The 14,481-nt window shown below is 71.6% G+C and carries 9 protein-coding genes; all 9 read right to left on the bottom strand.

The window, feature by feature from the left end; genetic code table 11:
* Positions 1-2 precede the first annotated feature (2 nt).
* The 9 genes from AB0D59_RS08155 to AB0D59_RS08115 are packed head-to-tail and all read right to left on the bottom strand — an operon-like array spanning position 3 to position 14,423.
* Positions 3-1,247 carry an O-antigen ligase domain-containing protein gene (locus AB0D59_RS08155; RefSeq protein ID WP_362562277.1) on the bottom strand — a complete coding sequence of 415 codons (1,245 nt, stop codon included), beginning with the start codon at positions 1,245-1,247 and terminating at the stop codon, positions 3-5.
* A gap of 13 nt (positions 1,248-1,260) precedes the next feature.
* A complete protein-coding gene (locus tag AB0D59_RS08150) occupies positions 1,261-2,802 on the bottom strand; it encodes a right-handed parallel beta-helix repeat-containing protein (RefSeq protein WP_362562275.1) in 1,542 nt (513 codons plus the stop codon).
* A gap of 7 nt (positions 2,803-2,809) precedes the next feature.
* Positions 2,810-4,795, bottom strand: a complete 1,986-nt coding sequence (locus AB0D59_RS08145; protein WP_362562273.1) for an alginate lyase family protein — start codon at positions 4,793-4,795, stop codon at positions 2,810-2,812.
* A complete protein-coding gene (locus AB0D59_RS08140; RefSeq protein WP_362562271.1) occupies positions 4,792-6,981 on the bottom strand; it encodes a bi-domain-containing oxidoreductase in 2,190 nt (729 codons plus the stop codon). The genes AB0D59_RS08145 and AB0D59_RS08140 overlap by 4 nt, the downstream gene beginning before the upstream one ends.
* A 15-nt stretch (positions 6,982-6,996) precedes the next feature.
* On the bottom strand, positions 6,997-8,931 hold the full coding sequence (asnB, locus tag AB0D59_RS08135) for an asparagine synthase (glutamine-hydrolyzing) (RefSeq protein WP_362562268.1): 1,935 nt from the start codon (positions 8,929-8,931) through the stop codon (positions 6,997-6,999).
* Between the two features lie 3 nt (positions 8,932-8,934).
* Positions 8,935-10,488 (bottom strand): Wzz/FepE/Etk N-terminal domain-containing protein, encoded by a 1,554-nt coding sequence (locus tag AB0D59_RS08130; RefSeq protein ID WP_362562265.1) that lies wholly within the window; start codon positions 10,486-10,488, stop codon positions 8,935-8,937.
* Positions 10,485-11,855 carry a Wzz/FepE/Etk N-terminal domain-containing protein gene (locus AB0D59_RS08125; protein WP_362562263.1) on the bottom strand — a complete coding sequence of 457 codons (1,371 nt, stop codon included), beginning with the start codon at positions 11,853-11,855 and terminating at the stop codon, positions 10,485-10,487. The genes AB0D59_RS08130 and AB0D59_RS08125 overlap by 4 nt, the downstream gene beginning before the upstream one ends.
* Positions 11,852-13,117 carry a glycosyltransferase family 4 protein gene (locus AB0D59_RS08120; protein ID WP_362562261.1) on the bottom strand — a complete coding sequence of 422 codons (1,266 nt, stop codon included), beginning with the start codon at positions 13,115-13,117 and terminating at the stop codon, positions 11,852-11,854. The genes AB0D59_RS08125 and AB0D59_RS08120 overlap by 4 nt, the downstream gene beginning before the upstream one ends.
* Positions 13,107-14,423, bottom strand: coding sequence for a nucleotide sugar dehydrogenase (locus AB0D59_RS08115; protein ID WP_362562259.1), 1,317 nt, complete (start codon positions 14,421-14,423; stop codon positions 13,107-13,109). Before AB0D59_RS08115 ends, AB0D59_RS08120 begins: the two co-directional genes overlap by 11 nt.
* Positions 14,424-14,481: the final 58 nt, after the last annotated feature.

Raw genomic sequence — 14,481 nt, 5'->3', positions numbered from 1 at the left:
GGTCAGGTCACCTCCGATCGTCTGGCGGGTTCGGGCGTCGAGAGGGGTGTCGTCGCGGTGGGTGCGGCCAGCAGTGCGGCGGCCAGGGCCAGATGCAGCAGATACGGCGAGGCGTCGCCGAGACCGGCCTCGGTGTACGAGGCGATCGCGCAGTAGCTGATCAGGAAGATCGCGCAGGCCCTCTGCAGCGACGGTGGCCGCAGCAACGCGACGGCGCCCAGCACGATGATGATCGCCGCGACGAGGGTGACGCCGCTCAGACCCTGTTCGTTGTAGACGGCCAGCCAGCTGTTGTCGATCGGCAGCCCGCCGAACGACTTGTCGCCCAGGCCCACGCCGAGCCACTGCTCCGAGGTCGACCGGGGCGCGCCAAGCAGGGCGTCCCAGACCTTGGCCCGGCCGGTGAGGCTGGAGAAGTTCTCCTTGCTCTGTCCGCGCAGGAACCACGTCTGCAGAGCGGAGGCGAACCCCACCGCGGCCACCACGGCGCACAGCACCGCCCAGGTGAAGGACCGGCGGGCGGCCGCGCTGGTCAGGATGAGCGAGCCGATCGCCAGCGCCAGCCCGATGAGCAGGCCGAGCGTGGCCGTCCGGGTATGGGTCAGCGCGAGCAGCACGAGGGACGGCACGATGATCACCACGGCGCTGGTCCGGTCGGTCCGGCGGCCCAGTACGAGCAGCACGGTGAGCCCGATGATCACCGCTGCGTACTGCCCGATCTGCGGCGGGGTGAGCGGCCACAGAGCGCCGACCAGGCGTCCGCCGTACAGGTCGGGCAGGGCCGCGCCCGGTGAGACGACGAGGCCGGCGGCCACCGATCCGAGCACCGCGAAGTACGCCCGGATGTGGTACCGGACGAACGTCAGACTGCCGTCCCACCAGCGGCTGAGCAGCCACAGGGTGCCGATGAAGAGAGCCAGCCGGAAGCAGCGGAACAGTGCGCCGAACCCGGACTCCAGGTTCGCGCTGGAGATCACGCTCGTTACCAGCAGCAGAGTGAGCAGGAGCAGGTAGGCGCTGGCTCGGATGCGCAGCCGCAGATTGACCGCGAGCGCCAGCGCGAACGCGGCGACCAGCGCGCCCATGGTGACCATCTGGATGAGGGAGCGGGGCAGCGGGACGATGGTCTTCGCCCCGGCGGAGCCGAGCGTGTTGAGGACCAGCAGCCCCCAGACGACCCCGACGACCCTCGGTGTACCGGCGGCGCCCGGTTCGGCGCCGGACTGCGTGTCCGTCTGCCTGTTCATCCGCGATTCCATCTCAACCACCGGCCCGTGGGTCGAGGGCGCTGCCCGCGTCCTGCCGGTAACCCGCGCCCTGCCACTCCCCGAAGTCGAGCACCCGGCTCGGGTCGTAGGCGACGAACTTCCACGGCCCGACGTAGACGTTGTCGTGCCAGCGGTTGTCCTGCTTGTGGGTGATCGCCTCGGCCACCTTCTCGCCCTTGTACGGCGACCAGGCCGGATAGGTCCCGTAGTTGGACAGCACCGCCATGCGGTCGCACATCTCCGTGCACTCGACCACGGACTCGTCGAGCACGAAGCGGTTGTCGTGGATGTCCACGCGCTGGGTCTTCCACCGGCAGTCGGCGTAGAGCGGCGCCTTGGCGATCGCCGGCCTCGCGCAGCGGTCGGCGTTCTTCACCAGCAGCGTGCAGTCACCGGACGAGGTGTTGGCCGGACTGTTGCAGAACCGGTCGGCGTTCTCCCACAGGGTGATACCGGACCAGTTGTTCTGCAGCACGTTCCGGTAGATCTTGATCCTGTCGGTGCGGGCCCGGATCCGTGGTTCGCCGCCGGACTCGGACAGGTAGACGGTCCCGTACGGGAAGTTGTCGCCGCGGTCGGCGTACCTGCGGCCCTCGACCCAGTTGTTCCGCCGGATCGTGTTGCTCCGGATGATCGCGTTGTAGCTGGTCTCGTAGATCAGCGCGGCACCGTCGTTGGCCTCGAGCACGTTGTTCTCGATGAGGAAGTCGTTGTTGTCGGTGTCCGCCCACAACCCTGTTCCGCGGTTGTCGTGCACCCAGTTGCCGCGTACGTCGGCGCCGTCGACGGCCCAGAACTTGATGCCTCCGGTGCAGCCGCAGCCCTGCTGCCGCCGCTCCCAGTCGTCGGTGTTGTTGCCCACGATCTCGTTGTCCTCGACCACCAGGTCGCTGATACCGCCGCCGCCCTTGTACGCGTTCATTCCGTACTGTCCGTTGTCGCGCAGGCAGCTGGCGCGGACCTGCTGGTGGGCACCGGCCATCAGCCCGGCCCCGGAGTTGTCCTGGATCGTCGCGTGCTCGATCACCCACCCGTCGGCCGAGTCGTGGTTGACCACGCCCTCGTTCTGCGGTGCGACGAAATGCTGCACGGTCAGGTAGCGGATGGTGACGTCGCGGGCGGTACCCGCGAACGCGTACTGGTTCTTCTTCCCGCCGTCGAGCACCGCGCCCGGCGCACCGAGGTAGCGGTCCCCCTTCTTGGGGATGACCTGCGCGTAGCGGTCCGGGTCGAGCCTGTGCTTGCCCGGTCGCAGCCAGAACGTGGTGTTCGCAGGGCTGTTCTTGGTCTTCGACGCCAGGTCACCGATCACCGCGGGGTCGACCGTCACCGCGCCCGCCGGCGCCTTCGCCGGCCCGGCCGCGGGGTTGGCGCACACCCGGGCCACGGATCGGGCCGCGGACGTGGACGTGGACGGCGCGGCGGTCGGCTCCGCCCCCGGGGCGCCCGGCGAGCTCTCACAGCCGGTCGCCGTCAGCAGGGCCAGCGCCAGCGGTGCCGCCGCCAACGCCCAGTGCCGCCTCTTGATCACCACGTGCCCCCTAGCCGCCGAACCTGAGCACGGTGATGAACCCGCCAGCGCCGTCGGCGGTGCCGGTGCCGGTGCCGGTGCCGGTGCCGACCAGCGTTGTGGTGGGTTCCTTGCACCCGAATCCCGCGGAGTACCAGCCCAGCGGCGGGTCGGTCTCGCCGCGATGCGCCCGCCAGGACAGCTGCCCGGGCAGGTCGAGCACCGCGGAACGCCCCTCGCCGTCCCGGATCCAGGTGAGCACCGCCCGGTTCCCCACCAGGTCCGCGGCGATCTCCGGGCCGAGGTGGAACGCCAGCCGCACGGCCCGGCGCGGGCCGCGCACCTCGTCGACCACCTTCAACTCCTGGCTCGCGGCCGTCAGCTCCACCCGGCGGCGATGTACCAAGCCCTGGTACCCGTCGTGCTCGGCACACCAGCGAGCCACGCCCTCGCCGGACGTGTCCGCGGTCAGGACGCGGGTGCGGGCATGACGGGTCCACAGGAACGGGCCGCCGGAGACGGACTGGTCACCGCCGTCCAGTTGCAGCGTGTTGTGGCCGAGGGTCGACCGGAAGTACTGCCGCCACGCGGGCTGCCCGTGGTAGCAGAACGTCCCCGGGTCGGCGAGCACGTCGATCCCGTCGTGCCGGACCTCCACGGACAGCGCGTCCGCGTGGGCATGCGCGGCGATGGAGAGGAAGCCGTGCGGACCACCGTCGCAGCGGCACCAGATCTCGCCCGGGCCGCGCAGGACGGTGAGCCCCGCGTCGGCGAAGTGGGCCGGCCTGCGAGCCGGGCGGTTCACGGCCGGTGCGGTGCCGTTTCCCGGGTACGGCCGGATGAGCGCGGCCAGCAGCGGGGTGCGCACATCGGAACCGGCCACCGCCGGCCACCAGTCGAGCCGGCCGAACACGGCCTCGCCGGTGGCAAGGAGCGAGGCCCAGCGGTCGGTGCCCGTGCCGTCCACGACCAGGCCGTGCCCGTCGTCCGCGTCCCCCTGGCGCGGCGGCCGCATCCGATTGTCCACGACGGCCGCGAGCGCGTCGGTCATCCGCAGCAGCACCAGCCGGACGGACGGCGGGACCGGCACGCCTGCGGCATCCGCCTCGGCCACCGCGGCCAGGCCGAGTTCCAGGACGAGTCCGTGATACTCGGTGGCCAGCTCGCGGTTGAGGCCGGAGGCGAAGGTGTTGCTGCGCAGGTGCCGCTCCAGCGAGCGCAGCGCGTCCGCCCGCCAGCGCCCCGAGGACGGGAACCAGCCGAACGCGCAGGCCGCTGCGAACTGCCCGGCGGCCTCGGCGATGACGTGGTTGTTCGCCGAGGACCCTCGGCTGGGGAAGGCGGCCAGCCAGCGCTGGTGGTGCCAGATCTGGTTCAGCGCCACCGGGTTGTCCTCGAACAGCCCGGCCGCGCCCGGCCAGTCGTCGAGCAGCCTGCGGATCCACACCCAGGACAGCAGCCGGATACCCAGCTCGATGCCGCTGATCCAGTGCACGCCCCGCAGCGGGGGGTTGGCCGCCCACCACGACCGCAGATGCTCGGCCACGCGCTCGGCGTACCGCTCGTTCCCGGTGATCGCGTAGGCGGCGGCGAGGACGGTGAGGTACTGGTGCCGGGACAGCTCCCAGATCTGCTTGATGTCCCCGACCGCGTCCTCGTTCCGGTACGGCACGTCGAAGGCGTAGCCCCACGGAGCCCGGCGCCCGGTCTTCGGGTCGCACCACCAGTCCGGGTCGGTGAGGTCGTCGCGGACCACCCCGAAGTACTCGACGTGCCCGTACATCAGCCGGTCGGCCTCGGCGACGAGACGCTTCGCGGCGTCCGGTGGCACGGCGGCGATCGTCCCGGCGGGCAGTACCGCCGTGAACCGGGCGCCGGTCACGCTCGGGCAGTCCGGCCGGGCGGACCGCCACCGCCGTCTGCGCACCGTGTCGCCCACCCGGCCCGCGACCTCCCCCGGCCCCATCCGGGACAGCCGCCGCAGGTACCAGCCCGCGCTCCCCGAGCTCACAGTCATCGCGTCCTCGCCAACTCCACCGGCACACCGCCGGCCAGGCCGGTCCGCACGGCGAGGGTGGCCGCCGTGGTGGCGACCAGCGACTCCAGCGGCACCGGCATCGGCCCGCCGGTCCGAACCGCCTTGACGAACGCGGCCAGTTCGGCGTTCTGGCCCTTGTCCCGGGCCTTGGGCAGCCGCGAACTGACCCACCGCTTGCGGTCGTACACCGAGGCACGGACGAAGTCATCGAGCCGCAGCACCTTGCCGTCCGCGACCAGGTCCAGCGTCTCCTTGGGGAAGCCGGGCGCGCCGGTGGTGACGTAGCTGATGGTGGCCGTGGACCCGTCCGGGTAGCGCAGCACGACCTGGAGGTCGTCGTTGCCGGACGTGGCGACCGCGTAGACGGAGACCGGGTCTGCCTCGAGCAGCCAGCTCGCCGTGTCGATGAAGTGGCCGCCCTCGCCCGCGAACCGCGAGCCCTCGGTGCCCTGTTGGAGATACCAGCTGCCGTGCTGGAGTCGGCCGGCGTTGACCAGGTAGCGCAGGCTCGCCGGACCGGTCCGGGTGCCGAACCGCTCTCTGGCCTCCGTCAGCAGCGGCGCGAACCGGCGGTTGAAGCCCACCTGCACCCGGTCGTTGCCGGACTCCTCCACCGCCGCGAGTACGCCGGCCAGTTCGTCCTCGGTGAGGGCCAGGGGCTTCTCCACGAACACCGTCTTGCCGGCCAGCAGCGCCTTGCGGGTCAGTTCGGCGTGCGAGCTGTGCCGGGTGACGACGAACACCGCGTCGATGGACTTGTCGCCGAGCACGGCGTCGAGATCGGTGGTCGCCTCGGCGAAGCCGAACTTCCGCTGCGCGTTGGCCGCGGAGAGCGCCGTCGTGGTGACGACGGTCGACAGCTCGACGCCGTCGCGCTGTGCCAGGTGCGGCAGCAGCATCGACGTCGCGTAGTTTCCCGCGCCTACGAACGCGAGGCGCACCGGCGTCGTGGCCGACCGGGCCGGCGTGGACACTGCGCCGCCGGTTCGCTGCACCGCGGGCACGGCCACCGACGGGGCCTCCGCCTCGCCTTCCGCCGCCTTTTCGGGGTACCGGAACAGCACGGCCACGGCCTTCAGGTCGCCGTCCTTCAGGCGCTGGTACGTCTCGACCGCGTCGTCGAAGTCGGCGACGTGGGAGACCAGGGGCTCCACGTCGACGCTGCCGCGGGCGACCAGGTCGAGGAAGCACGCGAGGTTACGGCGCTCGGTCCAGCGCACGTAGCCGATCGGGTAGTCGCGTCCCTCCAGTTCGTACTCCGGGTCGTAGCGCCCGGGGCCGTAACTGCGGGAGAACCGGACGTCGAGTTCCTTCTCGTAGTACGCGTTCCACGGCAGGTCCAGGCGGCACTTGCCGATGTCGACGACCCGGCCGCGGTCCCGGCAGAGCCGGGCGGCCAGCTCGACGGGCTGGTTGCTGCCGCCGCCGGCGGCCAGGTACACCTGGTCCACACCGTGCCCGTCGGTGAGTTCGGCGACGGCGGCTTCCACGGCCGCGGACGCGGGGTCGCCGCAGGACGCGGCGCCCAGGCGCGCGGCGAGTTCGCAGCGCGTCGGGTCGGGGTCGACGCCGACGACGAGGACTCCGCAGGCGCCAAGGAGCTGGACCACCAGCTGACCGATCAGGCCGAGGCCGATGACCAGGGCCACCTCGCCGAGCTGCGGCTCGCCGCGGCGGACGCCCTGCATCGCGATCGACCCGACGGTGCCGAAGGCGGCGTGGCGTGGCGCGAGGCCGTCCGGCACCGGGGTGTAGAGGTTCTTCGGCACCCAGTTCAGTTCGGCGTGCAGCGCGTGCTCGTTGCCGGCGCAGGCCACGAGGTCGCCGACCTTCACATCGCCGATGCCGGTGCCGACCTGCTCGACCACCCCGCACAGCGAGTAGCCCAGCGGCGTGTAGGAGTCCAGCTTGCCCATCACCTTGCGGTAGGTGGCGGGCACCCCGTTGGTGGCCACGCTCTGCATGACCTTGGCCACCTGGTCCGGCCGGGAGCGGGCCTTGCCCACCATCGACATGCCGGCCTCGGACACCTTCATGAGTTCGGTCCCGGTGGAGATCAGCGAGTAGGCGCTGCGGACCAGCACACCGCCCGGCTTGCACCCCGGCACTGGTACGTCGAGCACCGCCAGCTCGCCGCTCTTGTAGTTCTGTACGACCTGCTTCACCCGAACTCCTGATTCCTAAGCCGTCAACCGAGTGCTCTGGCCGGACCCGGAGGTCGCGTCGCGATACCAGTACTCGAGGGTCAGTACGTGCCACAGATGCTTGGAGAAGTCCCGCTGTCCGGAGGCGTCCTCGGCGACCATGCGCGCCAGCGCGTCGCGGCGCAGGAGTCCGGAGTTGACGAGCACGCCGTCGTCGACCACCTCGCGCACCAGCGGTGCCAGGTCCCGGCTCATCCAGGCCCGCAGCGGGGCGCTGAACAGGCCCTTGGGCCGGTACACGATCTCCCGGGGCAGGATCGAGGTGGCCGCCTCCTTGAGGACGACCTTGCCCTGCCGTCCGACGATCTTGCGATCGCCGGGCACGGCGAACGCCGCCCTGACCACCTCGACGTCCACGTACGGCACGCGTACCTCGGTCGAGGCGGCCATGCTGGAGCGGTCCGTGTACGTGAGGTTCAGGCCCGGCAGGAACATCCGGGCGTCGGTGAGGCACATGCGGTTGACGAAGTCGTCGAGGTCGTTGTCCTGGTAGACGTCCGCGTGCTCGGTCAGCACGTCCTCGACCGTCGCGGCCAGATCCGGGTCGACGAGGGCGAGCAACTCGTCCTGGTCGTACATGGTGTAGCTGCGCCGGAAGGCGGTCTCCTCCGGCAGACCGGCGAAGGAGAGGAACCGCTTCGCGAAGCGCACCGACCGGTACCCGCGGCGGCTCGTTGCGACCGGCAGCCGGTCCACGGCCGCGGACACCCCGCGCCGCAGCGGCCGCGGGACGCGCTGGTAGCGCAGCGCGATCAGGTTGGCCAGGTGCTTGCGGTAACCGGCGAACAGCTCGTCCGCGCCCATCCCCGAGAGCATCACCTTCACCCCGGCCTCTCGTGCGGCCGAGCAGATCAGGTAGGTGTTGATCGCGGCGGGGTCGCCGATCGGCTCGTCCAGGTGGTACGTCATCCGCGGCAGCAGGTCGAGCACGTTCGGCGCGATCTCGATCTCGTGCAGGTCGACGCCGAACCGCTCGGCGACCTGCCGGGCGTAGCGCAGGTCGTCCGGCATCGCCTCGAACTTGGCGTCCTCGGCGCGGAATCCGATCGTGTAGGCGGAGATCCCCGGTTGGTGGCGGGCCGCCAGCGCGGTCAGGTAGCTGGAGTCGAGGCCGCCGGAGAGGAAGGTCGCCACGGGTACGTCGGAGAGCAGGTGGCGCCGGGTCGACTCCTCGACGACGGCGGCCAGGTCCGGCTGCTCGCCGGCCAGGGCCCGCTCCCGGCCCTCGGCGGCGACGTCCTTCAGGTTCCAGAACCGGCCGCGCTCCACCCGGCCGTCGGGCCGGCACCTCAGCCAGCTCCCCGGGGGCAGCTTCTCCGCTTCGCGGAACGCGCACCGTGAGTCCGGCACCCAGTAGTACAGCAGCGAGGCCACCAGCGCCGCCTGGTCCACCTCCAGCGGCCGACCGGTCGCGCCGGCGAGCGCCTTGAGCTCGGAGGCGAACATCAGGCCCGCGCCGCGCCGGAGCAGGAACAGCGGCTTGATGCCGAGCTGGTCGCGGGCGAGCACCAGGTCACCGGTGCGCTCGTCGAAGACGCCGAACGCGAACATGCCGCGCAGCCGGGGCAGGCAGTCCGTGCCCCAGCGCCGCCAGGCCTCCAGGAGTACCTCGGTGTCGGAGGTACCGCGAAAGCGCACCCCGGTGGCCGCCAGCTCGGCACGCAGCTCGGGCGCGTTGTACAGCTCGCCGTTGTACGTCAGGACGAGGCCGTCCGAGACCATCGGCTGGGCGCCGGTCTCGGACAGGTCGATGATGGCCAGCCGGCGGTGCCCGAGGTGCACTTCGCCGTCCCCCACGGGGTGGCTGTACCGGCCCGCTCCGTCCGGACCGCGGTGGGCGAGGGTGTCGGTGAGCCGGTCGGTCACGACCTTTCCGTCCGGCCATCGGTAAGTGCCCGCGATGCCACACATGTCCTACCGCACCTCCTGGTCGCTGTCCGGGCCCCGGGCGGCCCACACCGGCTGGCGCTCTGTCCGCCGCTGGCCCTCCCCCACTGCCTGAACGGCGTGCGAGGTACCCCCACCCGTCTGCCGGGCCGGCCGTTCGCTCCGGCCGCGCAGCGCGGTGTGCAGCCCGTCCCACAGGGTGCCGTCGGTCCGGTCACGCGGATCGGGGTCGATCAGCACCACACCGATCACCGGAATGCGCTGGTCCGCGAGCTGCCGCGCCACGGTGTGCAGCCATGCGGCGCTGCCGTGTCCGGCACGCACCACGAGCACGGTCCGGCTACCGAGGTACTGGAGGTCGGTCCACGCCGTGCCGGGCGCCACCGAGCCGACGCCGATCCGGCGCTCCTGAGGCGGCACGGTCGCGGCACGCTCGCCGCCGACCACGGTCGGGTCTCCCGGCTTCTGGCGGCGGCCTGCGAGCCGCGGGCGGGGCAGACCGTCGATGACGGTCACCGGCCCCTCCGCCGACATGGCCCTGGCGAGGTCCAGAGCGACCGCGCCGGCGCTGCGCGCACAGCCCAGTTCCAGCAGCGACACCGGTTCCGCGGAACCGCGCGTGGTGCGGGCCAGGGTCGCGGTGAGCCGTTCGCGGGTCAACCGGGTGCGTCGGCGCTGCCATGGCCCGCCCGACCGGCGGGGCAGCTCCGCGATGACCGAGGCGCCCAGATTCGCAGCGATGTCCCGGCGCAGCACGGGGCGGTCCGCCACCACCGTGCCGACCGCGGCCAGCGCGAGCCCGAGGACGAGCCCGAGGACGAGCCCGATCGCGGCGTCGGTGACCACGGCCTTGGGCAGGGAGTGCCGCAGCGCGCGCGGGGCGTCCACGATCTGCGTGCCGGCGACGACCTGGGGTGTGCCGGTCCGCGCGTCCGCGGCGCGCTCGTCGAAATCGGAGATGCGCGAGTCGAGTTCGGCGCGGCGGGCGAAGAGCGACTCGAGGCTCGCCGACGCTTTCGGGTCGCTGTCCGCCGTCTGGCCTCCGATCTCCTTGTTGACCTGGGCGAGCTCGTCCCGCATGCGGTCACGCTGGTCGAGCAGGGCCTGGGCTTCGGCCTGCGCGGTGTTCTGCATCCGCTGCACATGGTCCGTGACGAACGCGTCGGCCAGCGCCTTGGCGCGGGCCACCGCCTGTGCGTCGCTGTCTCCTGTCACGGTGATCTGGAGCAGGTTGTTGGTCAGCCCGGTACCTCGGTAGTCCTGCATGAAGTCCTCGGGTTTCTCCGGGGACTTGAGGGACTGCAGGGCCTTGCCGGCGATCTGCGTGGTCTGCAGCAGCTGGACGTCGGTGCGGATCAGCGTTCCGGTGTCGTTCGGCTGGTCCTCCGCGTGCGCGACCAGCACTTCGGTCACCGCGGTCGGCGACGGCGGCATCAGGACCGCCAGCGCGGCGCCGGCCAGCAGGCCGAGGAGCGCCATGGCGTACCAGAGGCGGCGGCGCCTGCGCACCGCCACCACCAGCGCCTGCAGGTCGAGAAGCGGAGTGGCGGCCGGCGACTCCGCAGTCGTGCTCGTCGTCACGCTGAACCTCCCGCCGCATGGCCGGGGACCGCGAACGCGAGCGTGGCGTCATCCGGAGGAGGGGCGGCGGACCGCGTCTCACGGGCGCGGACCGTGTCGGCGACGACGATGCCGAGGACCTCATGCCCGCCGTCCGCACATGACTCGGCGATGCCGGTGAGTTCCTCCGCGGTCCAGCTGCCCGCGCTGAGGACGACCAGGGCACCCGACTCGGTGTCGCGGTCCGGCACGATCGGCCGGTCCACCGAGACCTCCACCATCCGCAGTTGCGGATCGCTCCCGGCCTCGGCGGCGAGTTGCCCTGCGGCCCGGCGGGCGATCTCGTCGCCGTCCGGTACGACCACCAGCAGCCGCCGGGGGGCGGGCAGTTGGTCCCGGAGACGGGCGCACACCCGCCGGTAGCGGATCCGGCGGCCGGCCTCGTCGTCGGACCGCTGCGGGGTCGGCAGGTCCCAGCGGGTGTCGACGCCGAGGATTCGGCGGATCCAGCTCCGTCGGCCACTGCCTTCCGGCCGGTGCGCGCCGCGCCGGTCACCGGGCACGTCGACGGTGCCCAGCAGCGCCGAGCCCAGCGCCGCGGCGATCTCCGGTTCGGTGCGCAGTCGGCGGTTCATCCGTGCGGCGGCGAGATGGCCGATGATCGCGAGCAGGAAGGACAGCAGCGCTCCCGCGCCGACGAGTTGCACCCTCGTCGGCGGCGCCTCGCCGGTCGGCCGGGCCGCCGGCCCCATGACGACCATGCCGGCCTTGTTGGTCGCCGGGTCGGCCTCGTCCAGCTTCGTCATGGCCTCCTCCAGCGAGGTGCTCAGCTTCTCCAGCTCTGTCCGGGCCTGCACGCCTTCCACGGTCTGCCCCGGATCGGCCGCGTCGGCCAGGTCGGTGATGCGGCGGTTGGTCTCCTCGACCTGCTTGCGCAGCGCCTCGGCCTCCGTGGCAGCCGCGGAGTCGGTGCCGCCGCCCACGATCCGCGCGGCGAACTTGACGAACTGGCCGGCCACTTGGTCGGACAGCTGCTGCGCGCGCTTCGGGGTGTCGGCCGTACCGGAGATCTTGATGATGTTCCCGTCGGTGGCCTGGGCGGTCACGCGGTCCCGCAGCTCGGCACCGCTCACGCCCCTCCAGCGGAGCGTGGCGGCCGCGCGGTCGACCACCGTCGAACTGGTCGCTATGTCGACCTGGGTCAGCAGCTCGCGCTCTTCCCACTGCCCCGGAAGCAGGACCGACGCCGTCGTCGTGTACCGCGGCGGAAACACCACCGAGGCGCCGTAGCCGACGAGCGCGCCCACGACGGCGAAGACGGCGAGAAGCCGCCAGCGCCGACGGAATATCCGCCCGATGGTGACCAGACGTATCGATTCCTCGCTCAACTGCGCTGCCTCTTCCCTGTTCGTACCGGATCGGCCGCCGGCACCGGAGTGTGGTCACGGCAGGCGGCGGCGTAGGCGGCGAGCAGCGACGCTTGCGAGTTCCGCCAGGAGAGCGGCCCGCTGACCCGCTCCTGGCCGATCTTGCCCATCCGGGCCCGCTTCTCCGGATCGTCCAGGAGCAGGGCGATGAGCTCGGCGAACTCGGCCTCGTCGTTGGCTGGCGCGTAGACGGCGGCCTCTCCGGCGGAGACGCGCGCCTCCTTCAGGTCGAACGAGACGATCGGCCGGCCCATCGCCATGTACTCGAGGACCTTGTTCATCGTCGACACGTCGTTGAGCGGATTGCGCGGGTCGGGGGAGAGGCAGACGTCCGCGGTGGACAGGTAGCGCACCAGGTCGGCGTCCGGAATGCGCCCGGTGAACTGCACCTGCTCGGAGAGACCGAGCCGCCGGGACAACTCCACCATCGCGTCGAAGGCGTCGCCGGAGCCGACGAACACCGCGTGCCAGTCGGTCCGCCCGAGCTCGTCGCGGAGCTTCGCGAGGGCCCGCAGGGCGTAGTCGACGCCGTCCTGAGGGCCCATGACGCCGAGGTAGCACAGCAGATGAGGCTTGCCGCGCTTCAACTCCTCCTCCGGCGGCACCGGTTGGAACCGTTCGATCGCGGGCGCGCTGCGCACCACGAAGACGTCCTCCGGCCGCCGGCCGCCACGGCGTACCGCGACGTCCCGGTAGCTCTCGTTCGTGGCGAGGACGACGTCCGCGGCCCGGTAGGTCCGCCGTTCCAGCGCGCACACGGCGCGGTAGAGCAGGTCCTTTCCGCGGTCGAACCGGGAGAGGTACAGCTCGGGTACCAGGTCGTGCTGGTCGAAGACGAACCGTGCGCCGCGCCGCTTCAGCCACAGTGCCGGCAGGAACAGCAGGTCGGGCGGGTTGCAGGCGTGGACCACGTCGACCGGGCCGACCTTGCGGGCCAGCCGGGCCGTGTGCCAGAGCGCCGATCCGTACTCCTTCAGGTAGCCGGCCGGCCCTCCGGTGGCCGCGCGCAACGGGTAGCGGTGGATCCGCACCCCGTCGATCTCCGCCTCCGGCTCCGTGTCGCGCTTGCTCCCCTGCGGGCAGATGACGTGCACCGTCCAGCCCGCGTCGCGGAGCGTCGTGCACTCCTGCCACACCCGCCGGTCGAACGGCACCGACAGGTTCTCCACCAGGATCAGCGCGCGCCGGTCGGACCGGTCGCCGCTGATTGCGTTACCAAGCAAGGCCCACGTACCCCGGTTCGGTCCGGCGCGTCTCGGCGTCGGGAAGACGGATGAGGTCGACGATCACTGGTCCGTCCGCATGAGGCAGCGCCGACAGCACGGCCGGGTCCCTGGTCCCGACCAGGCACACCTCGGCGTGTTCGAGCACCTCGTCGACGGAGTCCGCGAGCAGCTGCGCGAGGTGCGGCAGCCGGCTCTCGATGTACTCGCGGTTCGCGCCGATCAGCCGGGAGAGGCTCACATTGGCGTCGTAGATCTTGATGTCGTACCCCTTGCCGAAGAGCCTCTCCGCCAGTTCGACGAGGGGGCTTTCGCGGAGGTCGTCGGTGCCGGGTTTGAAGGACAGCCCGAACAGGCCCACCCGGCGCTTGCCGGTGCGCTCGACCAGGTCCACCGCGCGCTGGAGATGGTCGGAGTTGGAGGTCAGTACGTGGGAGAGGATGGGTACCGAGACGTCGGCTCGCTGTGCCGCGTGGACCAGGCTGCGCAGGTCCTTGGGCAGGCACGAGCCACCGAAGGCGAAGCCGGGCCGCAGGTAGGCGGGGCTGATGTTCAGCTTGCGGTCGGCCAGGAACACGTCCATCACCTGGTGCGAGTCCACCCCGAGCGCCTGGCACACCGCGCCCAGCTCGTTCGCGAAGCCGATCTTGAGGCCGTGGAACGCGTTGTCCGCGTACTTGATCGCCTCGGCGGTCGGGATCGGCACCCGGAACACCTCACCTGGCAAGCCGTCGTAGAGCGCCATCACCGCGTCGCCGCTTGCCGGGTCGAGCTCGCCGATGACGGTCTTGGGCGGGTCGAAGAAGTCCCGCACGCTCGTGCCCTCGCGCAGGAACTCGGGGTTGACCGCGATCCCGACGTCCACCCCGGCGGTGCCACCGACGTTCTTCTCCAGGAGCGGTACCAGCAGGTTCAAGCAGGTGCCCGGGAGCATGGTGCTGCGGAACACGACGGTCTGCCGCCCGCCCCGCTCGGCCAGCGCGGCGCCGATCTGCTCCGTGACCCGCTCCAAGTACGTGGTGCACAGGCTGCCGTTGGGCTCCGAGGGCGTACCCACGCAGACCAGCGACACCTCGCTGCCCATGATCGCCTCACGGACGTCGCCGGTGGCGCGCAACGCTCCGCTCCGCACGACCTCGGCGATGAGCTCGCCGATACGTTCCTCCACCACCGGGGCCTTGCCGTCGTTGACCAGGTCGACCTTCACCTGGTTCACGTCCACCCCGATGACCTCGTGCCCCATGCTGGCCAGGCACGCGGCTGATACGCAGCCCACGTAGCCGAGCCCGAAAACGCTCACTCTCATGACACGTCCCTCCCCCCAGGCAGGCCCTGGTGGCCTGCGGTCCGCGCGTCTACCGGAC

Origin of the sequence: Streptomyces sp. NPDC048417, from assembly GCF_040651615.1 — a bacterium.
GTDB lineage: Bacteria > Actinomycetota > Actinomycetes > Streptomycetales > Streptomycetaceae > Streptomyces.
This window is presented reverse-complemented; position numbering and strand designations above follow the sequence as displayed.